Origin of the sequence: Nitrospira sp. T9 (assembly GCF_052156535.1) — a bacterium.
GTDB lineage: Bacteria > Nitrospirota > Nitrospiria > Nitrospirales > UBA8639 > Nitrospira_E.
Window position 1 is genome coordinate 1 of sequence record NZ_JBQKUP010000012.1, and the last position, 21,814, is coordinate 21,814.

The following is a 21,814-nucleotide window of genomic DNA, read 5'->3' on the forward strand; positions in this document are numbered from 1 at the left end:
TTGACTGCTCGCGAGCAACAAGTCATCCGTTTGCGCTTTGGTATTGGAGTGGATGAAGCTTGGACTTTAGAGCAGGTAGGGCGGTCCATGTCCGTGACTCGTGAACGGATTCGTCAAATCGAGGTTGTGGCATTAAAAAAGCTCAAAGAGTCCCATGTCAAGGCCATGCTGGCTGAAATTCAGTGAGTGGGTTTGGTTGCGAAGTTCAAATTGTACGGGATACAGTGCCATGCTAGCAGATTGACGTAGAGGCTCAAAAAGTGGAAGATTTTGAAAGGCAGGAATCTTAAGGTTCCTGCTTTTCTTTTTGCGAGTGAGGCTTCCTCATTATGGGTTTTCGAGAGTATTTTATTAAGGTATGCCATCATTTCGCGGAAAAATATTTAAGGTACTGAAGATTGAGAGCGTTGGTCTTTTCGATCGTTATCAGCAGGGAGCCTCGGTGTTGTGGGAATATTCCCTAACCGGGACACAAGGAAAGAAAAAACAGACTTGTTTTTGACCGGAACCAGTATGCCAATTGTGATTAATTCCCATCTTTGCATTCCTGATTCTGATGTGCGATTTTCGGCTGCCCGAAGCGCAGGTCCTGGTGGTCAACATGTCAATAAGGTGAATAGTCGGGTCATTTTAGAGTTTGATGTCAAGCATACTACCGTTCTGAGTTCCTATCAAAAAAGAAAAATTGCCGAAATGGTAGGACAACGGATGAATCAAGAAGGGGTTCTGAGGCTGCAGGCTCAACGGCATCGCACCCAGTCGGCCAATCGGGCTGATTTATTGGAAAGGTTTGTAAAAATTCTGCAGGACGCCTTGCGTCCCGAAAAACCCCGGGTTGCAACCCGAGTGCCGCACCGGGTGCGTGAGAAGCGTTTGGAAGAAAAAAAAATTCGTACTCGCGTGAAGCGGGTACGACAAAACCCCAAAAACTTTGACGAAACGTAACAATTTGAAAATTTTGACGATAGGGAAAATTCATGATCATGCGTCCCTCCCAGTCCAGACCCTTGATGCCCACTCCACCCCGTGCTAAACGAGTCCCGCACCGGCTAGAACATCACGGTCACGTCCGAACCGACGAGTATTATTGGCTCAGAGATCGTGAGAACCCTGAAGTCTTGGCCTATTTACAGGCTGAAAATGAGTATGCCACCACATTGAGTAGCCATACCAGAGATTTGGAGCAGACCCTATTTGAAGAAATTTGTGGCCGAATTCAACCAACGGATTTATCTGTACCGTTTCGGCTTGGAGATTTTTGGTATTACATTCGATATGAAGAGGGAAAGGAATATGCCCTCTACTGCCGGAAAGAGAAATCCTTAACAAATCCCGAATCCATCATGGTCGATGGCAACGAATTGGCTCGGGGGCATGATTATTTTTCTTTGGGGAATTGGGCGGTAAGTCCTGGCCAAGATATTCTGGCCTATGCCATTGATACCCAAGGGCGGCGTATATTTACTATCGGATTTAAAAATCTGACAACGGGCGAGACAATTGATGAATGCATTTCTTCGGTGACTGGGAATATGGAGTGGGGGAATGACAATCGTACGCTTCTTTATTCCAGACAGGATCCTGAAACGTTGCGATCAAACCAGATTCTTCGTCATCGTTTGGGGACGAATCCGGACCTGGATACGTTGGTCTATGAAGAAACGGATGAGACCTTTTCGGTTTCTATCGAAAAAACAAAATCCAAACGGTATCTGATGATCGGATCGCATCAGTCCATCACGAGCGAGTACCGGTATGTGGATGCTGATCATCCGGAAAGCGATTTTCAAATATTCCAGGTACGGAAACGCGGACATGAATGCGATGTGGATCATCTTGGCGATTATTTCTTTATTCGAACCAATGATGAGGCCAAAAATTTTCGTTTGATGCGGACTGAAACTAATAAGACGAACCTCACGGAGTGGCAAGAAGTCATTCCTCACCGCCCGGATGTATTTTTGGAAGGATTCGAGCTGTTTGAGAATTTCCTGGTGCTGGAAGAACGAAGACAGGGGCTCATCCACCTTCGAATGATTCGGACCACGGATGGCTCCGAGCATGAACTGGATTTTGGAGAGCCTGCTTACCTGGCAACCTTGGGGGATAATTTAGAAGCCGATACTTCCTATCTACGGTATGGATATACCTCGATGACCACCCCCATGACCATCTATGATTATCACATGGAAACACGGGAAAAAATTCTTCTCAAGCAAGAGCCGGTACTCGGGAATTTTCACATTAGCCACTACCAGACGGAACGTCTTTTCGCTCAGGCATCAGATGGTATCTCCATTCCTATATCCCTGGTCTACCGAAAGGGTTTTGCCCCTAATGGCACGCATCCCCTGTTATTGTATGGCTATGGTTCTTATGGTGCGAGCATGGATGCAAGCTTTAGCTCCCCCCGTCTCAGTTTGCTGGATCGTGGCTTCGTCTATGCGTTAGCCCACATTCGAGGTGGGGAGGAGCTAGGCCGACAATGGTATGAAAACGGTAAGCTATTGTACAAGAAGAATACCTTCAAGGATTTTATTGCCTGTGCTGAATTTCTTATTCAGCAAGGGTACGCTGCACCTCAGAAATTATTTGCTCTCGGTGGAAGCGCTGGTGGTTTGTTAATGGGGGCGATTATGAACATGCGGCCTGAATTGTTTCATGGTGTGGTGGCCCAGGTTCCTTTTGTAGATGTGGTGACCACGATGTTAGATCCCAATATCCCACTGACGACCGGAGAATATGATGAATGGGGAGATCCCAACCAACAACAGTTTTATGAGTACATGCTTTCCTATTCGCCTTACGATAATCTTCAACCCCGGTCGTATCCTCACCTTTTGGTCACTTCAGGTTTGCACGACTCACAAGTACAATTTTGGGAGCCGACAAAATGGGTTGCGAAACTGCGTGCGTTGAAGACCGATAATCAACGCCTTTTGCTCAGAACGAATATGGATGCAGGTCATAGCGGAGCCTCAGGCCGGTTTAAACGTTATGAGGAAACCGCGATGATCTATGCATTTTTATTGGATCTCGCCGGTTCCGTCGACCTGTGAGGTCCCCACCGTTTTTTAGGGATCTCATTAACCAGCACATTCTTCTGAAGGCTTAGACAGCATTTCCTCAAGTGAGACAAAACGAGCGTCCGGACCATCTCAGTGTTGATTTCTCCGTCCTGATGGACCAAACTTCGTTGCTAGGCTCTTGCCAGATCACGCAAGATTCTCTACATTCCATGGCATGACCCCCAGACGATTCCGGGCCAAGGTTCTTCGCCTTCGGCATTTGACTCAGGATGTTCGAGAATTGATCCTGGAGTTAGTGGTTCCCCAGACCTTAGAGTTTCTCCCGGGCCAATCAATTTCCGTGACCATCCCTGATGGAGCGTCGGGCCTCTCATACCTGAGATACTATTCGTTGGCTTCGCTTCCCAGTTCCTCTCATCAGCTCGTACTACTCTTTAATGCCGGAGAAAAAGGAAAGGGCGCGACGTTTGCGTTGGAGCATTCGGTTGGTGAAGAACTTGACTGTTCCGGTCCTTTCGGGTCATTTCACCTTCATGAAGACCCTGAACGAGATCTGTTATTTGTTGGAACGGGAACCGGCATTGCGCCCTTATGGTCTATGCTGTCCAGTCTCTTCGAGCAATCTTGCTCTCAGCCCGTGACCCTGCTGTGGGGACTTCGGAGTGAGTCGGATATCTACTATTTGGACGAGTTGCAAAAGTGGGCCGATTGCTATAAAAATTTTTCCTTTATCCTGACTCTGTCTCAACCTTCCCATCATTGGAGGGGAAAAAGGGGACGCGTGACGCACCTGCTCCAGGAGTTTCTGAATGTGGATCATCTGGCGGCGTATGTCTGTGGCAATCGAAAAATGGTTGCGGAGGTCACCAGCCTTCTTCAGTGCAAGGGCATGTGTCCTGTCTATCGAGAACGCCATCATGATGGAAAATAGGTATTGGTTGTCAATCGCCATATTTGTTCCTTCACCTTTCCGGGTTGGTTTCTTGATGCCCGCCCTTCATGTTTTAGGCGATGATTCTCGGGTGGAATTGGTTGAATGGTAGATGGAGTGCAAGATGAGATGAGTGTTATGGAACAGAAACGTGAGCAATCAAGGGAACACGATGGGGTTACTCCCGATCTCGGTATTTATCTGCACGTTCCTTTTTGTAAGAAGCGATGTCATTTTTGTGCCTTTTATCTTGTCCTCCATGACCAGCAACGGGTGGAACAATTTTTAGAGGCCATAGAACGAGAAATTGCGCTGTATGCGAGCCAACCCGGAATGCGTGAGCGAACCGTGTCTACGGTGTATATCGGGGGAGGGACGCCCACAGTCTTACGTCCTGGACAGTTGGCAGCAATCTTTTCCAGCATCAGATCCGGGTTTTCACTCTCGGAACAGTGTGAAATTACCGTCGAAGCGACACCGGAATCTCTCACGGAGTGGTATGCTGATTTTCTTCAGCAGTTAGGCGTGACCCGTGTGAGTATAGGAGTCCAATCCTTTGATCAACAGGAACGGACGATGTTGGGACTTTCAGGAACCATGAAGGAAGCCATTTCCGGCGTACAGATAGCGAAACAGGCCGGATTCGCCAATATTAATCTTGACCTCATCTACGGGATCCCGAGCCAAACAGTGCTGTCATGGGAAATGACTTTGACCCAGGCTTTGGAGCTGGATCCTTCTCATTTATCCTTGTATGCGCTTTCGCTTGAAAAAGGGACTCGATTTTATACGGAATTCCGGCACGGGCTATTTCAGGTAATGGATGCCGACCATGAGGCGTGTTTTCTGCAGCAGGCTGAAACCCAACTGGAGCCGCTGCAGTTATCTCGATACGAACTTTCAAATTGGGCGAAGCCGGGGGGTGCCTGTCAACATAATCTTCGATATTGGAGGGGATTGGAATATTTAGGATTAGGTCCGAGTGCCCAATCGTATGTCTCAGAAAGCCGCTATGGCAACGTGCCCAGTATCGAACATTATTCCAAGCGCCTGGGGGCCGGACAGTTGCCCATTGCCAACCGGGAACGGTTGTCGCGGGCTCAACAGGATAAAGAACGTATCGTGTTCGGATTGCGTCTGCTCCAGGGTGTGCCAATTGATTGGATTCAACAGGCATCTCAAGACGAAGTATGGGCAACATCTTTTAAAGCATTATTGCAAGAGGATTATCTTTTTCAGACGGACAGAGGTGTGCAATTAACGCAAAAAGGGAGGCGATTCGCTGATACGGTTGGCATGCGGCTATTGTAAAAACGTGGTGGAATTTGAATCAAAATCGTGAACTGAGCATCCGAGGGTTCTTGAGCAAAAGTGCCTGCTATTAAGGCGTTTTGCTGAGAGGGGCGTAGATGGCGGATTTGGTCGAGTTATTAACAGATTTATGCAGAGATCTTCCACAGCTTTTGTGGATAAAATACCCTCTTGAATTTTTTAAATTGCAATGAATTAAACGTTTATCTGATGTAAAGTCATACGGAATTTGTGGCGAGAAAAATGTTAAAGGTGATAAAAAACAAATAGTTATGCGATTATATGGTGAAATGAAACGCCGGAGATCACTTTAGAAGTATTGTTTATTGGGTTTAATAAATGGTGTTTTCCACAGGATATGGGGATAAAGATAATTTGTTCGAATTTTTACTGTGTAATGTATCGGGGAGGTTGAATAACCAGGCATGTTGCATGGGAGGAAAAAATTGAGCAGTATGCTGTCATCGATGGCCCCGACCTGGATCAGTGCAAACAATGCTTAAAAATGACGTTTTAGAATGGAATATTCGGCATTATTCTGGTGTGCCGTCGTTAATCCCATGAACCCAATTTCTCCTATCCCCCTCATTTCCGGACCGGAAAAATTGAACCGATCCGTTTCAACGCATCGTTTATCCAAAAGCCGCTTTCTGGCGGGCTTGCAATGTGCCAAGCGGTTGTATTTGGAAATCCATTCGCCAGAATTAGCCACACCGCCTACACCGGATCGCCGGGCCATCATGGATATGGGCACCGACGTTGGGGTCGTTGCCCGTCAATGTTTTCCTCATGGCGTTCTGGTTGAACAAACACACCGTCAAATTCCTGCAGCGCTCCTTCGCACCAGTGAACTCGTGAAGGATGTAGGCATCCCGTCCCTTTTTGAAGGAGCGTTTGTCTGGCAAGGCATTTTGGCTCGGGTTGACATCTTAGAACGAATTGATGCCACGCGCTGGCGCTTGATTGAAGTGAAGGCGACATCGAAGGTGAAAGCCACGCATCTAGACGATCTGGCCATTCAAGCTGCAGTGCTGGACGGCGCGGGCATTGAAATCAGCGGGTGTTTTTTGATGCATCTGAATACTCAGTATTCATTTCTTGGCGGAGACCTGAATTTAGAAGAAATGTTTGTGTTGGAAAATAAGACCGAGGAAGTGGAAGCACGTCGGCCGTTGATTCAGGCACAGCTTGAAGATATGTGGATGACATTGGAACAGCCGACGCCACCTCCCGTTGTCCCTGATAGCCATTGCCATCAGCCCTATGAATGCCCATTTTGGAACCATTGTACGAAAGAGAAGTCTCCGCGTTGGGTGTTTCATCTCCCTGGCAGCTCGAAATTGCAAACCCTCCTGCTGGAGGAGGGAATTGAAACCATTGATGAAATTCCCGACCATATTCAGTTGTCGGCAACTCAGCAACGAGTGAAGGATAATGTGGAATGGATCTCACCTCTGCTTCGGCCTCGGCTGCAATCGGTCAGGTTTCCGGTTCATCATTTGGATTTTGAGACTTTTATGCCGGCGATCCCGGCCTTTCCCCATACTCGTCCATATCGTCCGATTCCCTTTCAGTGGTCCAACCATATTGAATATCCTGATGGCACAATTGTCCATCACCATTATCTCTGCACAGATGGCCGTGACCCTCGCGAAGAAGTGGCCTTGAGTCTGTTGGAAAGCGTAGGTGATGCCGGAACCATTTGTGTGTATTCGGAGTATGAACGGTTTTTGCTTTTTGCCCTGGGTGATGTGCTGCCTCAGCTGAAGCCCGTCCTATCGAAGGTGGTTCGCCGGCTGTGGGATCTTCTTTCGGTCATCCAGGAACATTATTATCATCCGGACTTTCACGGATCCTACTCCATTAAAACCGTCCTTCCAGCTTTGGTGCCTGCCTTGGCTTACGATGATTTAACGATTCAAAATGGGGCGGTGGCTGCGGTCATGTATCAGAAAATGGTCTTTCATGAAACGGATTTAATGGAGCGTGCTCATATTGCCCAAGCCTTACATGAATATTGTGGCCGGGACACATGGGCGATGGTTGAGCTGAGACGGGTCCTTCTGGATCGTGCAGGAGGTCGCTTAACCTAGAAAGTGCGTCAAATTCCGTTGACCCATTCCTCTGTCGCTGCTAGAATTTCACGCATTCCGTCTTTCCCAGACTCCACCAGTCCAACGATGTCTGTGTCCTAGATATTCTGAATCCTCGCCAACGCCATTTATTTATGGAAAATACCTAGTGAATATTTTGGTTTTACATGGACCTAATCTGAATTTACTTGGAACTCGCGAGCCGACCCTCTATGGAACCATCACCTTGGATGAGGTGAATGCGTCACTGAAAAAATTGGGAATGGACCTGGGAGTTTCGGTCGAGAGCCGTCAATCCAATCTGGAAGGGGAATTGGTCACCTGGATTCAGGAGGCCAACGCACAATTTGAGGGGTTGGTGTTTAATCCTGCTGCCTATACCCATACCAGTATTGCCCTGCGAGATGCTGTTGTGGGCGTGGGAATTCCTATGGTCGAAGTGCATCTATCGAATATTCATCGCCGGGAAAGTTTTCGTCGGCGGTCCTATCTTGCCCCGGTTTCGCTTGGGCAAATCTCGGGATTTGGACCACACAGTTATCTGCTTGGACTGAGAGCGTTGGTTGATGCGCTTCAGCGGACTATCCCAGCACACCGTTAACATTTCTGTTCACGTTTATTGTATGAGGAGTTTGATGCCGTGATTACGACTGCAGATTTTCGAAATGGGGCTCGCTTGGAGCTGGATGGGCAACCCTATTATATCGTGGAATTTCAACATGTAAAACCCGGTAAAGGCGGAGCCTTTGTTCGAACAAAATTGAAAGGCTATAAAACAGGGAATGTTATTGATCGTACATTTCGTTCCGGAGAAAAATTCGACGAACCCAATCTTGAGGAATGCGACATGCAGTTTCTCTATAACGCTGGGGAAGAATATGCGTTTATGGACATTAGTAGTTTTGAGCAGTTTACCTATCTTAAAAACCAATTGGGCGAAAACGTCGATTTGCTCAAAGAAAATACCGTCGTCAAAATTTTATTGTATCATGATGAGCCGATCGCGGTAGAGTTGCCCGTGTTTATGGAATTAAAAGTCGTGGAAACGGATCCCGGTATACGAGGAGATACGGCATCCGGTGGGACTAAGTTGGCGACTGTTGAGACCGGCGCCTCGGTGAAAGTGCCTCTCTATCTGGAATCCGGAGAAGTTATTAAAATTGATACGAGGACGCGCACCTATGTAGAACGGGCTCGGTAATCCGCGATTCCTGTCCTACAGATATACACGAAATAGGAGATTATGGCTGATTCATCCAGAAGAGAAATCGAAGACCTTGTCGAAGTGTTAAACCGGTATCAACTGACCGAGTTGGAATTCGAAAAAAAAGGTGTGCGAATACGCATTAGGCGGGATCATGTGCCGGCTTCTTCCCAACGGGTAGACGTATCCAGGACCGTAGAGGCTGGTTCTTCCCAGGACAAGCCGGTTCCTCTCCTCTCCTCCGAACCCGCACATTTCTTGACTGTGACCTCGCCCATTGTGGGGACCTTTTATCGTTCCCCCTCTCCTGATACGGATCCCTATGTCGAAGAAGGTGATATCGTCAAAAAAGGGCAGGTGCTCTGCATTGTCGAAGCCATGAAACTGATGAATGAAATTGAGGCAGAAACCGATGGGAAAGTGGTAAAAATTCTCGTGGAAAGTACGACTCCCGTTGAGTTCGGCCAACCACTCTATTTAATTGATCCATTGTCCGGGTCGTGAACTCTGGTTTTTTCTGAAGGGGAATGCGAAAAAGTCAGTTGCTCTTGAGGGTTAGATGATTCCCTCGAGTCTTTTTGTCTAAGGATACGACGTGTTTAAGAAAATATTGATTGCCAATCGTGGAGAAATTGCCCTGCGGGTGAATCGAGCGTGCCGTGAGCTGGGCATTCGCACCGTTGCGATTCATTCCGACGTTGATGCTCAATCCCTCCATGTCCGTTATGCAGACGAGCATGTGTGCGTCGGACCTGCCGAAGGCGGACTGAGCTATCGAAATATCCCGAATGTATTGAGTGCTGCCGAAATTACCGGAGTCGATGCCATTCACCCGGGGTACGGGTTTTTAGCTGAAAATGCGCATTTTGCGGAAGTCTGTGAATCGATTGGGATCACCTTTATTGGGCCCACCTCTGAGCATATTGCCTTACTCAGCGATAAATCAAAAGCCCGGGCCCACATGAAGAAGCGGGGGATCCCCGTGTTGCCTGGGAGCGAAGGTGAAATTGACGATCCCAAAACCTGCGTCGTTATGGCCAAAAAGCTTGGGTTTCCCGTCATTGTGAAAGCCTCAGCCGGTGGCGGAGGGCGAGGCATGCGGGTGGTCTGGCATGAAGAAGAGTTGACCCAGGCGATCGAGTCCGCTCAATTAGAAGCACAAACAGCGTTTGGCCATGGGGGTGTGTATCTTGAGCGTTTTTTTGAAGATCCACGACACATCGAATTTCAGATTATGGCGGATAACCATGGGCATGTCGTGCATTTTCATGAACGGGATTGTTCCATACAGCGGCGCTATCAAAAGGTGTTGGAGGAATCCCCATCTCCAGCGTTGGACGACACGTTGCGACGAAAAATGGGGCAGGTTGCGGTTGAGGCTATCAAATCCGTGAAGTATCGAAACGCCGGAACTGTTGAGTTTCTCATGGATCAAAGTGGAAAGTTTTATTTCATGGAAGTCAATACGCGAATTCAAGTTGAGCATCCGGTCACCGAAATGGTGACGGGAGTTGACCTGATTAAGGAGCAAATTCGTATTGCCGCGGGGGAGGAACTGTCCTATCGACAAAAGGATATTCAATTGACCGGACATGCCATCGAATGCCGAATCAATGCCGAATGTCCGGACCGATTTACCCCTAGCCCCGGTACCATCACAAAATTTTGTCCCCCTGGCGGACCAGGGATACGCGTCGATACGGCGATGGATACAACCGGAATTGTCCATCCATATTATGACTCGATGATCGCGAAGCTTATTGCTTTTGGCCGAGATCGAAATGAAGCCATAGCTCGAACCCGACGCGCGTTAGATGAATTTGTCATTGACGGAATTAAAACCAGCATTCCTCTCCATCGACGGATTCTTGATCATCCTGATTTCCAGAAGGGTCCAGTGTCGACTCGATTTTTGGACCGACTTGTTGCTTTACAGTCCCCATGACCGCCGTCCATACTCCGCGAATTTTTCCTTCTGATATTTTCTCACGATTCTATCTCATTGTGGATGACAAGTGGGCCTCGCGATGTTCGTTGCTGGAAGTCCTCCAACAGGCTGGCGAAGCGGGGGTCAAGCTGGTGCAATATCGTAATAAAACCGGATCGATGAAACAGGCCTATGAAGCGGCCCTTGCCCTTCGAAAGGTGGCGGCAGAGAGGGGCATGACGTTTATTGTGAATGATCGATGTGATTTGGCGTTAGCTCTTGAGGCCGATGGTGTACATCTTGGTCAGGGCGACCTTCCCCTGCTTCTTGCGCGGAAAGTCGTCGGACAGAAAATGTTGATTGGGGTTTCGACACACAATCCTGAACAGGTGCGATTGGCCACGGCAGAAGGTGCGGATTATTTAGGGTTTGGCCCTATTTTTTCAACAAGAACGAAAGCGAATCATGAGCCAGTCGTTGGTATTCAAGGACTGGCGGGTGTTCGAAGCCTGACCACTCTTCCCATCATTGCCATTGGTGGAATTGTTCCCGGTTCCGTTCCGGCACTCCAAGGTGCAGGGGCCAATGGCGTGGCGGTGGCTTCGGCCATACTCGATGCGGTTGATCGGCCAAGGGTCCTGGCGCAGTTTATGGCTCAGTTTCAATAATATGCCTGGCCAATCGTTGAATTTCAGGATGGTCGGCTAGGGTTTCCACTCCCGTTCGCCAATCCCTCTGCATGGATTCTTGAAACTCCAAGGGGCCAAATACCGGCACTCCCGACCATTCTTGAATGAGGTGAATCGTGGAGGTTCGCTGCTGAATGAAACTCTCGGTTTGAGTTGTGGACAGGGGATCATTCAGGACGATTCCACGGGGCTTAATCCCAGCACGGTTCAATGCTTCCAAAGTCAGGAGCATATGGTTCACGCTGCCCAGATTTGTCCGGCCGACTACTAGAGCGGGAAGATTCAGGGTCGTAATCAGGTCGCGTATGGTGTGTGTGGGTGAGAGTGGAGTAAGTAAACCTCCAGCCCCTTCCACGAGACACACGGGGTGCTGTTGCCTGAGGAGAAGAAAGGCCGTGGCAATTCGCGCGAGATCAATGGTTGTTCCAGTCGCGCGCGCGCAGATTGACGGTGCAACGGGTTGAGGAAAGGCATAGAGACAGATTGCTGCGAAGGGAGGAGGAGGGGAGAGTAGACTTTGAAGACGGACTGTGTCAGAAGTTTCTGTCTGTTGAGGATCGATACCGGTCTCGACCGGCTTCATGACACCCACTTGATACCCTTGTTTTTTTAATCCCAGAACCAGAGCCGCCGTGATCGTTGTTTTTCCGACCCCGGTGTCGGTTGCGGTTATGAATATGGCGAGATGGTCAGGGTGAGTGCTCATGGTCACGGTAAGGCTGAAGGATGAATTGGATCACCAAATCCTGCTGTCCAGATTCCATATTTGTCCAGACGTATCAGGAGATAAGGCCAGGTGATAGATAGACGTGGCTACATATTGTAGAGAAGGAGTTCTGTGGAGCGTATGGTTGCCGAGCTCCATGGCCGCATCCCATCCCGGTTCTGATATTGGTGAGAGGTGCCAGCCTGGGAATACCATATTCATTCGAATATTGAAGACCCCCCACTCCTTTGCGACTGTGTGCATCAACCCAACCAATCCTGCCTTAGACGCTGCATAGGCGGCTTGTCCTGCTACTCCTTGTTCACCAGAAAGAGAGCCTACCAAAATGACGGACCCATTATTTTGTTGTTCAAAAATGGGGGCTAGGGCTTTAAGTACGGTATAGGCACCGGTCAGGTTGGTGTGTAGAATCCGGGTCCAGTCCTCAGGGGAGGTTTTGACTAGGAGCTTCGAAGAGCCCATCCCCACGGCCCACACCATGACATTCAGGGAATGATGGGACTGTATGAACTCCTGCAGAATAGCCTGGATTTGGGAGCTATTGGTGACGTCGGCTTGATACAGATGACTTTTTCCTCCGGCCTTCGTGATCGCTGCGGCGGTTTCTTTTGCGACAGTTTGATGTTGATGGTAATGAAGGCCTACTCTCCAACCCTGGCATCCGAACACCGTCGCAATGGCTCCACCGATGATTCCGGATCCTCCAAACACCATGACATTTGAACGGGTATTCACCTTGCCCACGGGTGTTTGACAAGAAGTTTCGTTCATATCTGGGCGTCCATTCGTGTCACTCCCATCACATCATACAAAAGTGAAGAAACGAGATGAGAGGCTTGGTATTTGACTGACCTGGTGTTGTCCTGCATTGATTCCCATTCGGTCTCCTTGGTTTCTAGTACTGCATAGGGAAGAGAAATTGTCAATCCTTGAATAGTCTGTCAAGCCAATTTGCGGGGTTTTCACGTTGAATGCGGCATGGATTGGTTGATCGTGTTTGGTGTCTTGCCGGTTTTAATGATCCTATGGTAGGTTCAAATCACTTTCTGCCTATGAAAAATTCCTTTACATCGTGTGGAATTTTGTCCACAGCTGGAGCCTTGGTTTTCCTTGGTCTTTCCCTGGTGTCCCTGCCAGGCCCTGGCCATTCCGCTGATTCCACGAAAATTGTGGTGGATAAAAGTCATGAATATTTTCCTGATCAGGTGGGAAATGAATGGGTGTATCAGGGCACGATGATCGAAGGCGGCATGGTCCAGATTAAGAATGAGAATACCCGGTTTACGAATGTTTCAAAAGTTATAGGGACGGAAGTCCTAGACGGAGTGAAGGTCACCGTTTTCAACGATACCAATCCTGGTAATCAAGGGCCGTCGGATAGTTATTATTTCCGGGATGTTGCAGGGATCCGGTATTATGGGTCGAAACCCGGCACGACGTTGGAGCGCCAACTGGTGCCCTATCAAATCGTTCGATTTCCCTTAGAGGTACCCAGCTCTTTTGAGCAATTTCACCGGACTGGGCTGGATTTTGGCATGGATGTGGATCGTGATGGAGAAAAAGAAACGGTGGATATTGTGGCATCCGTTTCCGTTCAGGGGAAGGATACCGTGGTCGTACCGGCTGGCATATATCAGGATGCCATTCGTCTTGAAGCCAAAATGATCATGAAGGTGCATTTGTCTGAGAGTGGGGAGTCGATTCAAGGAACGGATACGATGACGGCCTGGTTTGCTCGAGGAGTGGGTTTGCTCAAATACATTGAACGCCAAACCATTCCTTCCGTTCGTAGTCAGAATGAACGCATGGTCGAAGTGATTGAGGAATTAGAAAAGGTGACTGTGGCATCTGATGTCGCCTTATTGAGTCGGAGCAAAGCCACGGCGAAGCGTGTTTTCCGTAATCACCTTTTCCACCATGAATTGCTCAAGATACCCGCTTCCTCCGGCCTTCCGGCCGATTCCTGATAATCGATGACCTCCAAATGGTTGCCTGCTCACTAAAGATCCGGTAATCGGTCGGTTGATATACAAATTCCCCACATCAAATGCGTCACGAGCCAGTTGAATATTGGCAGGACTACGTGAGTATATCCCTCCAGTCAGGGCATAGGGGGAATCATTGGCTAATTCCAATGCTTCTGAAATTGTGGAAACCTTTAATACAACCATGACCGGGCCGAATATTTCTTCCTGGACGACCGGGTGGGAAGGTGGCAGATTTGCCAGTATCACCGGCCCTTGAAAATACCCAGGTCCCTCAAGTTGGCGATCAAGAATGCAGGTGCCTTCCATTTTCCCAAGGTGCACAAAGTGGCGAACTCGTTCCAATGCCCGTCGATCAATAAGCGGTCCCATACGGTTTCCAGGGTGTTCGGGTGGACCGATCGGAATGCTTGCAGCCGCCTGTTTGAGCCGTTCAAGAAATTGGGGGTACACGTCCTTCAGGATAAGAATTCTAGAACAGGCGGAGCATTTTTGTCCTTGGTAGCCTGTTGCACTGGCTAACGCCCCCACCACGGCTTCATCCAAATCGGCCGTTTCATCAACAATGATGGCATTTTTTCCGCCCATTTCTGCAATGACATGTTTGATATGTCGTTGTCCAGCCGATACGTGACTGGATTCTTGAATAATATTCAATCCGACGGTTTGTGATCCTGTAAAGGCGATGAGATGGACCTTGGGGTGTTTGACAAGGGCCTGTCCCACGTCAGGTCCACCGGGCAGAAACTGCAAGGCGCCTTCAGGTACCCCTGCTTCCATGAGCAGCATGAAAAGGTGATACCCCATCATGGGTGAGCGCTCGGATGGTTTAAATAGGACAACATTTCCAGCGACTAAGGCCGCCGAAACAAGACCGGTGGGGATGGCTAACGAAAAATTCCACGGCGAAATCACCACGGCCAACCCTCGTGGTTGGAAAATCCGTTGATTGTGTTCCCCTGGCTCTGTTCCTAACCGCTCCGGAGTGCCCAGACGAATCATTTCCCGCCCATAGAACTCCAGGAAATCGATGGCTTCAGCGACGTCCGCATCCGCTTCCCGCCACGGCTTACCGGTTTCCAATATTTCCCAAGCGGCTAATTCGGGCTTGCGTTGTCGCATGAGCCCGGCAGCATGAAATAAAATCCGCGCACGGGTGTGCGAAGGGACTTTTCCCCAGGTGCTCATATGGGCGTAGGCGTGCTGGACAATGGGATCGATTTGTTCAGGAGACAGAGTTGGAAATTTGGCAATGATTTGGTCGGGAAAACTGGGATTAGTCGAGATCAGTTCTGGCCCAAGCCAAGGCATGGGGGTTGGAAGCGGATAGGAATGGATTTGTCCCAGGAGAGGGGCGATGTGTGTGAGGCCGATAGAGAAATCTCGTTGTATGTTCTGTTGAGAAAAATCCGAATGCGGTTCGTTGGCGAATCTGTCAGGATTGTCTCCATCGAGTAATGTGACTTCCGACTGTCTTTCCAGAGACATCGCCTCCTCTCCATTCCTGTCCCCGTTCGAGGGTGACAATAGCAGATGATCAAGGGACTCGGCAGTTTCATATTGGCGTCGAATGAAACTTTCATTCGAGGTATTTTCCAATAATCGACGCACGAGATAGGCCATTCCTGGAAGGAGTTCCCCAATGGGGGCATAGACCCTAAGCCGAAACCCTTGTCCTACCACGGCATCACGCAGAGGCTCGGCCATGCCATACAACATCTGATATTCAAACGTTCCCGGCGGAAGGTTAAGGGAGTCTCCCATCGCCCGGACCACGGCTAACGTTCGAATATTGTGCGAGCCAAAAGCCGGGCGAATGAAGTCTCGATGGGCCAGAATCCGGTGAGCAAGGTATTCGTAGTTCGCATCGGTGTCGGTTTTTTTTAGATAGACCGGAATGGGCCAGCCTTGTTGTTGATAGCGAATAACTTCAGAGTCCCAGTAGGCGCCTTTGACGAGGCGAATACCGAAGGGAGTGTTTCGTTCTTTTCCCCATGCTAGAAGAGTATCCAGGGTGTCGTTAGTGTGTTTGAGATAGGCTTGTATGGCAATGCTTGCATGCGGAAAGTGTTGGTAGGCCGGTTCAGAAAATACACGCATAAAGACCATAAGAATGAGCGGCTCCAATTCGGCCTGCTCCATGTCGAACGTAAGAGAGGCAGGCAATGCCTGGGCAAGGTCCAGGATTGAGCGTAGACGGGGGGCAACGCCTGCGTAACTGTTCTCAGGATCAATCGGATCTAATTGCGAATATAAGGCAGAGAGTTTGATGGATAGATTGATCCTGGGGAGAGAGCCGAGATGGTCGGTTTCTAACAGAGGTTGAGGTTTCCAATGTGGGATGACTTCATGTAATTGGGTCAATGTCTGAAGGCACCGCGTGTGATAATGATCAGCCTCCTCTTCACTGACTGTGGATTCTCCAAGCAAATCAAGAGAACACGCACTTCCTGCATGCCAAAGTTGTGTGAGCGTAGGGACAGCGTGGCTGACGGTTTCCCCTGCCATAAACGTGTAGGCCATTTTCAGAAACTGGCGCCGCAATATTCGAGTGCCCATTTGGGCCGTTAGAGAATTGTTTGAAAAACGACTCAGGATCCACTTCAGGGGACCAGGGAGAGACGGCAGGTCTTGAAAGTATTCCTTCAGGATACGCACAAATTGTGCGTCCGTCTGAAGGGAGGGAAGGACGTCAACAAAGCGAAACAGCTGTACCTTGAACTGTTCATCACGGGTTCCCCAATCTAAGAGAAGTGACGTCCACCAGCGGTGATCCCAGAATCCTGGCGTATGGTGACGAGCATTTTTCGCTAATGTCTGCCCAATACGTCGAATATCAGATTCTAATGAATCATGGGCGATCATCCTCTTTTCCCTCCTAAAGATATTTTACACCTTTTCGGAGAATGGGGAAGGGAGATAAAGGAGAAACGAACCGGGCAGAAAGGCTAGGGTTGGCAGGTTGACAAACGTTTACCCGAAATACTGCCATGAGGGCCGAGGGAGTTTTTGAAAGTGCCTTCAAGATGGGAGTCATTATTGCTGAGGAGCAAACTATCTTCCTGAACTCCTTGGGGAAAAGTCCATTTGAGATAGACTGTGTCCCCGTGAATCTCAATGGCGGATGGGGCAATTTGAGACGGTGAGGATTGGTCAGGGGGCGAAAAGGTAACGGTCATTTTACGATCCCCATGGTTTTGGTGGTTATGAACCACCCATCGCCAGGTTCCGCACAGTCGAGTGCTGGCAGAATTGATTTGTTCCTGTTGTTGCCACTGCTGAATTTTTTGCCAGGCCTCCCAGGATTTCCCATACGCCGTGGCCTCCAACTCGCTGGTTTTGGTGAGCAGGGTCATTCTAAACATCGGTAAGAGCCGGGTTTCGATGTAATGTTGGGTATAGGCATCTTGAACGGGAAGGAAGGGCTGGTGCGTGGTGGCTGGGTGATTAGTTGTTTTCCAATACTCGAGTAATCGATCCTCGATACCCTTTTGGCCGTGCCGTGTAAAAAGGCTTGTCCAGGATTGTGGGCTTTCATCCCAATCCTGATAAGTTTGGTCGTAATATGAAGCAAATTTGGCAAACTCTTCGTCAGGGGGGATTGGGTGGGAAGTCGTCATGTGAGACCAGGCTGATACTTGTCTATAGCCATCAATTATGGGTTTCAAGCCTTGAAGGGTGGAGTGGGTCATGATCCATTGCAGGTGCGCTTCGCCAGGAATGACATCGGAAAGTGGCGGGATGCCTGTTGTTGGCTTTACAAGGATCTCTCGAAATAATTGCGCATGGTTGGAGACTGCCAGAGATTTTAAGTAGCTAATAATGGCCTCGATGATCTCTGCTGGTAGGTTCAACTGCGTAGGGACCGATTGGGATTTCTTGTAAATACGAGAGCCTTTAGGTTCTATGGTGGTTGTGGATCTAAAGAAGGTTAGGGCTTCATCATCAGAGGCAAGCTGAAGAATTTGTGTACGGTGATCTTTAAGGAAGGACCAGGGGAATCCAGTTGATTCCTGAGTGGCAAATGCGGGGGAAAGAGAACTGAAAATAAAAATGTGGGCGCCAAAAAGCCAGAGAATCAACCATGTATTTCGATTGCCGCGCCAAGTCATGAGATTTCTAGCGTTAGTGCTCGGTCGGGAAGAATTGATGAAACGAGTCGGCCATGGTTTTCGAAAATCAAATTAATGCTTATATGGTTTTGTTGATGATGGCATTGATGAAGTCTATTGAGGTCTGCAAGGCTTCTTCCATATCTGATGCCCGGTAGCTAGGAGTGCTACTTTGCCAGAATTCATCAGAGGCTTCAGGATAAGATCGAACTTCGATCCTTTTTCCAGCTTCTTTGGCCATTTGGCAAAACTGGTCACGTTCTTCTGCCGAATTGAGATCGCTTTGTCCTGGTGCCTGGAGTAAGAGAGGGCAATACAAGCGTTGAGCCAATTGAAGATCGGTAGGCAGAGTTCCACAGATTGCCACTGCCGCCTGGAGGCGACGCCGATGCGCGGCAGTTTTTATTGCCAGGGTTCCCCCCATGCCAAACCCGATCACTGCATGGGCGTTGCGGGTGGTTCTTTCCAATAAGGAATCTTCTGTGAGGTTGGCGTTAAGAAATTCAAAGCTGGCGTTGATATCCTGCAAGGCTTGTTGTTCATTGACCCGCTCCATTAAGGCATTGGCCACTTCAGCATTGGCCGTCACCATCCCACCCTGTCTCACATACAAATTGGGAACTAAGACAACGTACCCTTGACAGGAGAGACCTTTCGCTAATTCCTGAATGTGAGACGTGAGTCCATAGCGATCATGCAGGAGAACCATAGCCGGTAAGATTTTGTTGGCCTCTTGTGGGGCGAATTGAATGCCCTCCACCTGCGGGCCTTTAGGGGGTCGGGTATCGGCATAGGGATCTACCATGTGGTCCTTGTGCGTTTCAAATATTCCTGTACTATTGAATCGCACAAGGGTATATCCAATTTGTTCAATGTCATAGGGAGTAGTGCGTTGGGTCATCAGAATAGCCTTTGGATAAGAATGAACGAAGCAGCACAAAATGGAAATTTCTTTGAAAATTCAATGGGGAAAGTCAAAACACTATATCGGTGGTTTCTTTGGCCTGTCAATCAAGCAGCTGGTGTTCAGGGTAGAAAGGGGTAAGCGAAGGTTCTCTGTAGATTCGTCTTTAGGGGAAGAATTCAATTGCAAATATTCTCTGGTGAAAAGGGGCAATCATGTCTAAATTTTTTCCTTACATCAGGGCCAATACAGAATGATGGCCACCTCTTTTTCGACGGGAGAAAGGCCACCACATTCATTCACGAAAAAATCAAAGGCTATTGGCCCTTGCTTTAATTTTGTAACTTGGCCTCTTGTCGGTAATTCTCCCAAACCTCAATTTGAGCAAAAGCCATGTGCATTTTTTTTCTTATTAAAATTCACTTCCTAAAGACTAGAAATGTTCATTAGGGAATATTGCCAATGTCATGGGGTTTAGTGTAAGATGCGGTCTGCAGTGGAATGTCAGAAAGTTTGATTTCGGGAAAAGGAAAGGAGTTGAGCATGGAGCGGCGAGTCACTTCCCATACGGAAGAAGAAGAAATGAATCAACGCCGTCGCCTTCTCACGCTTGCACGGAAAGGGGATCAAAAGGCGGTTGAATCGTTATTCGAATTGTATCAAGTTCGTGTTTTTTCAGGTGACGCTCTGAAAAAAAAGAAACTCCCATCGTTTCCATTGCCCACGCCAACAGGATCTTCAGGGAAAGGCACGGGCAAAGGCGTGAAGAAATTGGGTAAAACCTCCAGAACTTCTCCAGCAGACATGACCCCTGTCCCCTTACCCCGCAATTCAGTCCAAGATTCAAAAATGAAGTCGGGATTGCCCACCAAGAAAATTGGAAAGGTCAAAGGGGCAAAGCCCTCAGACGGAAAGCCCGTACAAACTGCTCACAAAGTTGGTAAAAATAAAAAATCTGTTCCAGTCGTTAAAGCCAAAAAAACATCTACCTTGTCTGCGAGACCGGCCCGCGTGAAGAAAAAATAACATGGGGAAGTAGACGATTCTGTCGTGTGGTGTCAGAATTCAGTAGCGGACTTCAACTCGCAAGCCACCTGCTGCCAGCTGCTTTCCAATTACATCAGCGTTTTTTATGTCACCTTGAAAGACAATTGCACTTCCGTGGTGATCAATCTGCCAGGCTAATTCAAAGGCTTTTTTCGGGGTCATCCCGGGAATCACCTGACAAAAAAGACTGACGACTTGTTGGTAGGTGTGACAATCACAATTGTAGACAACGACTTCGGCTTCGAAGTCTTTTCCGGTTCCTAGGTCGGTGATTTCTAGGGTTTCGGGATCTTTTACGATCCCACACACAATAGGGTCAAACATTCCTCATTGTAGCAATGGAGTAAAGGTCCCTCAAGTGAATATGGAGTCAGTCGTCATTTTGACGAAAGTCTGATTCAGGTCAATTAAGTGATCAAGAGTTAGAGATATTCGACCTATGATTGTTCTTGCTTATCAAGCAGCACACGGTAGTTGCCGAAAAAATTAATGCAGAAGTGTATCAATTTGAAAGTCAACGAGAAGATGGGCCAAATATGAACCCTTTAAGAAACATAAAGGAGTGTCCGTGGGTAAAACGATATTGGTAACCGGTGCTGCGGGATTTATTGGAAGCCATGCAGTGGAAGCATTGGTCAGACGTGGAGATCAAGTAATCGGTCTTGATAATCTCAATGATTACTATGATCCTGTCCGTAAAGAGAAAAACCTTCGAGAGGTAACCGAACATGCCAAAACCGGAAAATGGCCTGGCACGTTCCAGTTTCTCAAAGGAGATATTCGTGATCGAGAGTTGGTTGCACATCTTTTTTCTGATCATCGTTTTGACGCTGTCATCCATTTAGCGGCGATGGCGGGTGTTCGGGTGTCCATTGATGATCCTGCGCTGTATTACGATGTCAATGTGATGGGAACGATGGCCTTATTGGATGCGTGTGTGGGACGGATTGGTTCACAGGGCAAAAATTCACCTTCTCCAACGTTTGTGTTTGCATCAACATCTTCGGTGTATGGCAATACAAAGACAATTCCCTTTGTTCCGGAAGATTCGTGTGATAAACCGCTTGCCCCATATGCTGCGAGTAAACGAGCAAGTGAATTGCTAGGGTATACCTATCACCACTTGTATGGATTGGATTGCACCGTCTTTCGATTTTTTACCGTGTATGGCCCGCGTGGCCGTCCCGATATGATGGCCTATAAAGTCTTAGATAACATATTCACCGGCTGTGAAGTCCCCCTCTATAACAATGGAAACATGCATCGAGATTGGACGTATGTCGAAGATATTGTCAGTGGCCTGGTAGCGGCGGTTGACCGTCCTATGGGGTATGAAATTTTGAATCTTGGACGCGGTGAGCCGGTTCTTCTTGTGGACTTTGTCAAAGGCATTGAACAATTAACAGGGCGCCAGGCACAGCTCGTTCCTGCACCTATGCTAGATGCCGATATCGCCTACACATTTGCCGATATCTCCAAAACACGCAGGCTATTGGGATATAACCCGCAAACATCCGTGCCGGAGGGAGTCGGTAAATTCTGGGTCTGGTATCAATCGGAGATTTTACAGGATCCAGCCCCAAAGCTCTAACCCCGAATTTCTCATTCCGGCGTTATTTCTTCCCAATCGTTCATGATCTGTCTCTCTTCCCCGGTTCAACCGGACCGGGGAATTTATCCATCTAGTCTTCCCTTGGAACGATCGAGGGAAGGTCTGAACTTTCCCGTGTTTTGTGGACACCTGGTTAAGCCGCGAGAGCCCTTTCCTCAAACTCAGCTGGCGTCTGATAGCCAAGAACAGAATGGCGTCGCTGCCGGTTGTAAAAGACTTCGATATAGTCAAAAATCTCCGCTC

21 protein-coding genes are annotated in these 21,814 nt (G+C 48.5%); 14 read left to right on the forward strand and 7 right to left on the reverse strand.

From position 1 onward, the window contains the following. From ACTRXD_RS00145 to thiE, 11 genes are all read left to right on the forward strand, one after another. A partial coding sequence (locus ACTRXD_RS00145; protein ID WP_442429863.1) for a sigma factor-like helix-turn-helix DNA-binding protein occupies nt 1-186 on the forward strand: 186 nt, incomplete at its 5' end. 327 nt (nt 187-513) lie between these two features. Beyond that, nucleotides 514-945, forward strand: a complete 432-nt coding sequence (gene arfB, locus ACTRXD_RS00150) for an alternative ribosome rescue aminoacyl-tRNA hydrolase ArfB (RefSeq protein ID WP_442429864.1) — start codon at nt 514-516, stop codon at nt 943-945. Between the two features lie 32 nt (nt 946-977). Further along, on the forward strand, nt 978-3,059 hold the full coding sequence (locus ACTRXD_RS00155) for a S9 family peptidase (RefSeq protein ID WP_442429865.1): 2,082 nt from the start codon (nt 978-980) through the stop codon (nt 3,057-3,059). Nucleotides 3,060-3,243: 184 nt separating this feature from the next. After that, the gene (locus ACTRXD_RS00160; RefSeq protein ID WP_442429866.1) at nt 3,244-3,960 is read left to right on the forward strand and encodes an FAD-binding oxidoreductase; all 717 of its coding nucleotides are present in this window, start codon (nt 3,244-3,246) and stop codon (nt 3,958-3,960) included. A 138-nt stretch (nt 3,961-4,098) separates the two neighbouring features. Continuing rightward, entirely contained in the window at nt 4,099-5,271 is a 1,173-nt protein-coding gene (hemW, locus tag ACTRXD_RS00165; RefSeq protein ID WP_442429867.1) for a radical SAM family heme chaperone HemW, read from the forward strand. Between the two features lie 518 nt (nt 5,272-5,789). After that, nucleotides 5,790-7,364, forward strand: a complete 1,575-nt coding sequence (locus ACTRXD_RS00170) for a DUF2779 domain-containing protein (RefSeq protein ID WP_442429868.1) — start codon at nt 5,790-5,792, stop codon at nt 7,362-7,364. Between the two features lie 148 nt (nt 7,365-7,512). Beyond that, complete coding sequence (gene aroQ, locus ACTRXD_RS00175; protein WP_442429869.1) at nt 7,513-7,965, forward strand: type II 3-dehydroquinate dehydratase; 453 nt, start codon at nt 7,513-7,515, stop codon at nt 7,963-7,965. Between the two features lie 39 nt (nt 7,966-8,004). Next, nucleotides 8,005-8,565: an elongation factor P gene (gene efp / locus ACTRXD_RS00180; RefSeq protein ID WP_312642446.1), complete on the forward strand. Its 561-nt coding sequence runs from the start codon at nt 8,005-8,007 to the stop codon at nt 8,563-8,565. A 42-nt stretch (nt 8,566-8,607) separates the two neighbouring features. Further along, entirely contained in the window at nt 8,608-9,072 is a 465-nt protein-coding gene (gene accB, locus ACTRXD_RS00185; RefSeq protein WP_442429870.1) for an acetyl-CoA carboxylase biotin carboxyl carrier protein, read from the forward strand. Nucleotides 9,073-9,163: 91 nt separating this feature from the next. Next, nucleotides 9,164-10,513 (forward strand): acetyl-CoA carboxylase biotin carboxylase subunit, encoded by a 1,350-nt coding sequence (accC, locus tag ACTRXD_RS00190; RefSeq protein ID WP_442429871.1) that lies wholly within the window; start codon nt 9,164-9,166, stop codon nt 10,511-10,513. Next, nucleotides 10,510-11,163 (forward strand): thiamine phosphate synthase, encoded by a 654-nt coding sequence (gene thiE / locus ACTRXD_RS00195; RefSeq protein WP_442429872.1) that lies wholly within the window; start codon nt 10,510-10,512, stop codon nt 11,161-11,163. The genes accC and thiE overlap by 4 nt, the downstream gene beginning before the upstream one ends. On the opposite strand, the gene bioD is transcribed toward thiE, so the two are convergent. Next, on the reverse strand, nt 11,144-11,890 hold the full coding sequence (bioD, locus tag ACTRXD_RS00200) for a dethiobiotin synthase (RefSeq protein ID WP_442429873.1): 747 nt from the start codon (nt 11,888-11,890) through the stop codon (nt 11,144-11,146). The two genes, thiE and bioD, sit on opposite strands and share 20 nt — an antisense overlap. Before the next feature lie 30 nt (nt 11,891-11,920). Then, entirely contained in the window at nt 11,921-12,682 is a 762-nt protein-coding gene (locus ACTRXD_RS00205) for an SDR family NAD(P)-dependent oxidoreductase (RefSeq protein ID WP_442429874.1), read from the reverse strand. A 311-nt stretch (nt 12,683-12,993) separates the two neighbouring features. On the opposite strand from ACTRXD_RS00205, the gene ACTRXD_RS00210 reads away from it, so the two are divergent. Beyond that, nucleotides 12,994-13,878 (forward strand): hypothetical protein, encoded by an 885-nt coding sequence (locus tag ACTRXD_RS00210; RefSeq protein ID WP_442429875.1) that lies wholly within the window; start codon nt 12,994-12,996, stop codon nt 13,876-13,878. Here the strand turns inward: ACTRXD_RS00210 and ACTRXD_RS00215 are convergent. The 3 genes from ACTRXD_RS00215 to ACTRXD_RS00225 form a co-directional block, all read right to left on the reverse strand. Continuing rightward, nucleotides 13,771-16,761, reverse strand: a complete 2,991-nt coding sequence (locus ACTRXD_RS00215; protein WP_442429876.1) for a proline dehydrogenase family protein — start codon at nt 16,759-16,761, stop codon at nt 13,771-13,773. The genes ACTRXD_RS00210 and ACTRXD_RS00215 overlap by 108 nt on opposite strands. A gap of 83 nt (nt 16,762-16,844) precedes the next feature. After that, nucleotides 16,845-18,008: a hypothetical protein gene (locus ACTRXD_RS00220; RefSeq protein ID WP_442429877.1), complete on the reverse strand. Its 1,164-nt coding sequence runs from the start codon at nt 18,006-18,008 to the stop codon at nt 16,845-16,847. Nucleotides 18,009-18,087: 79 nt separating this feature from the next. Beyond that, the gene (locus ACTRXD_RS00225) at nt 18,088-18,909 is read right to left on the reverse strand and encodes a dienelactone hydrolase family protein (protein WP_442429878.1); all 822 of its coding nucleotides are present in this window, start codon (nt 18,907-18,909) and stop codon (nt 18,088-18,090) included. A gap of 546 nt (nt 18,910-19,455) precedes the next feature. On the opposite strand from ACTRXD_RS00225, the gene ACTRXD_RS00230 reads away from it, so the two are divergent. Then, on the forward strand, nt 19,456-19,938 hold the full coding sequence (locus tag ACTRXD_RS00230) for a hypothetical protein (RefSeq protein WP_442429879.1): 483 nt from the start codon (nt 19,456-19,458) through the stop codon (nt 19,936-19,938). A gap of 39 nt (nt 19,939-19,977) precedes the next feature. Here ACTRXD_RS00230 and ACTRXD_RS00235 read toward each other — a convergent pair whose 3' ends face one another. After that, complete coding sequence (locus ACTRXD_RS00235) at nt 19,978-20,283, reverse strand: ATP-dependent Clp protease adaptor ClpS (protein ID WP_442429880.1); 306 nt, start codon at nt 20,281-20,283, stop codon at nt 19,978-19,980. Nucleotides 20,284-20,527: 244 nt separating this feature from the next. Between ACTRXD_RS00235 and ACTRXD_RS00240 the strand changes: the two genes are divergently transcribed. Continuing rightward, on the forward strand, nt 20,528-21,550 hold the full coding sequence (locus ACTRXD_RS00240) for a GDP-mannose 4,6-dehydratase (protein ID WP_442429881.1): 1,023 nt from the start codon (nt 20,528-20,530) through the stop codon (nt 21,548-21,550). Nucleotides 21,551-21,704: 154 nt separating this feature from the next. Here ACTRXD_RS00240 and ACTRXD_RS00245 read toward each other — a convergent pair. Beyond that, a partial coding sequence (locus ACTRXD_RS00245) for an IS3 family transposase (RefSeq protein ID WP_442429882.1) occupies nt 21,705-21,814 on the reverse strand: 110 nt, incomplete at its 5' end.

Bases quoted from the DNA above. Each gene is read 5' to 3' on its own strand.
- arfB (WP_442429864.1), top strand. From the start codon at position 514: ATGCCAATTGTGATTAATTCCCATCTTTGCATTCCTGATTCTGATGTG.
- ACTRXD_RS00155 (WP_442429865.1), top strand. From the start codon at position 978: ATGATCATGCGTCCCTCCCAGTCCAGACCCTTGATGCCCACTCCACCC.
- ACTRXD_RS00160 (WP_442429866.1), top strand. From the start codon at position 3,244: ATGACCCCCAGACGATTCCGGGCCAAGGTTCTTCGCCTTCGGCATTTG.
- hemW (WP_442429867.1), top strand. From the start codon at position 4,099: ATGGAACAGAAACGTGAGCAATCAAGGGAACACGATGGGGTTACTCCC.
- ACTRXD_RS00170 (WP_442429868.1), top strand. From the start codon at position 5,790: ATGGAATATTCGGCATTATTCTGGTGTGCCGTCGTTAATCCCATGAAC.
- accB (WP_442429870.1), top strand. From the start codon at position 8,608: ATGGCTGATTCATCCAGAAGAGAAATCGAAGACCTTGTCGAAGTGTTA.
- thiE (WP_442429872.1), top strand. From the start codon at position 10,510: ATGACCGCCGTCCATACTCCGCGAATTTTTCCTTCTGATATTTTCTCA.
- bioD (WP_442429873.1), bottom strand. From the start codon at position 11,890: ATGAGCACTCACCCTGACCATCTCGCCATATTCATAACCGCAACCGAC.
- ACTRXD_RS00205 (WP_442429874.1), bottom strand. From the start codon at position 12,682: ATGAACGAAACTTCTTGTCAAACACCCGTGGGCAAGGTGAATACCCGT.
- ACTRXD_RS00215 (WP_442429876.1), bottom strand. From the start codon at position 16,761: ATGATCGCCCATGATTCATTAGAATCTGATATTCGACGTATTGGGCAG.
- ACTRXD_RS00220 (WP_442429877.1), bottom strand. From the start codon at position 18,008: ATGACTTGGCGCGGCAATCGAAATACATGGTTGATTCTCTGGCTTTTT.
- ACTRXD_RS00225 (WP_442429878.1), bottom strand. From the start codon at position 18,909: ATGACCCAACGCACTACTCCCTATGACATTGAACAAATTGGATATACC.
- ACTRXD_RS00230 (WP_442429879.1), top strand. From the start codon at position 19,456: ATGGAGCGGCGAGTCACTTCCCATACGGAAGAAGAAGAAATGAATCAA.
- ACTRXD_RS00235 (WP_442429880.1), bottom strand. From the start codon at position 20,283: ATGTTTGACCCTATTGTGTGTGGGATCGTAAAAGATCCCGAAACCCTA.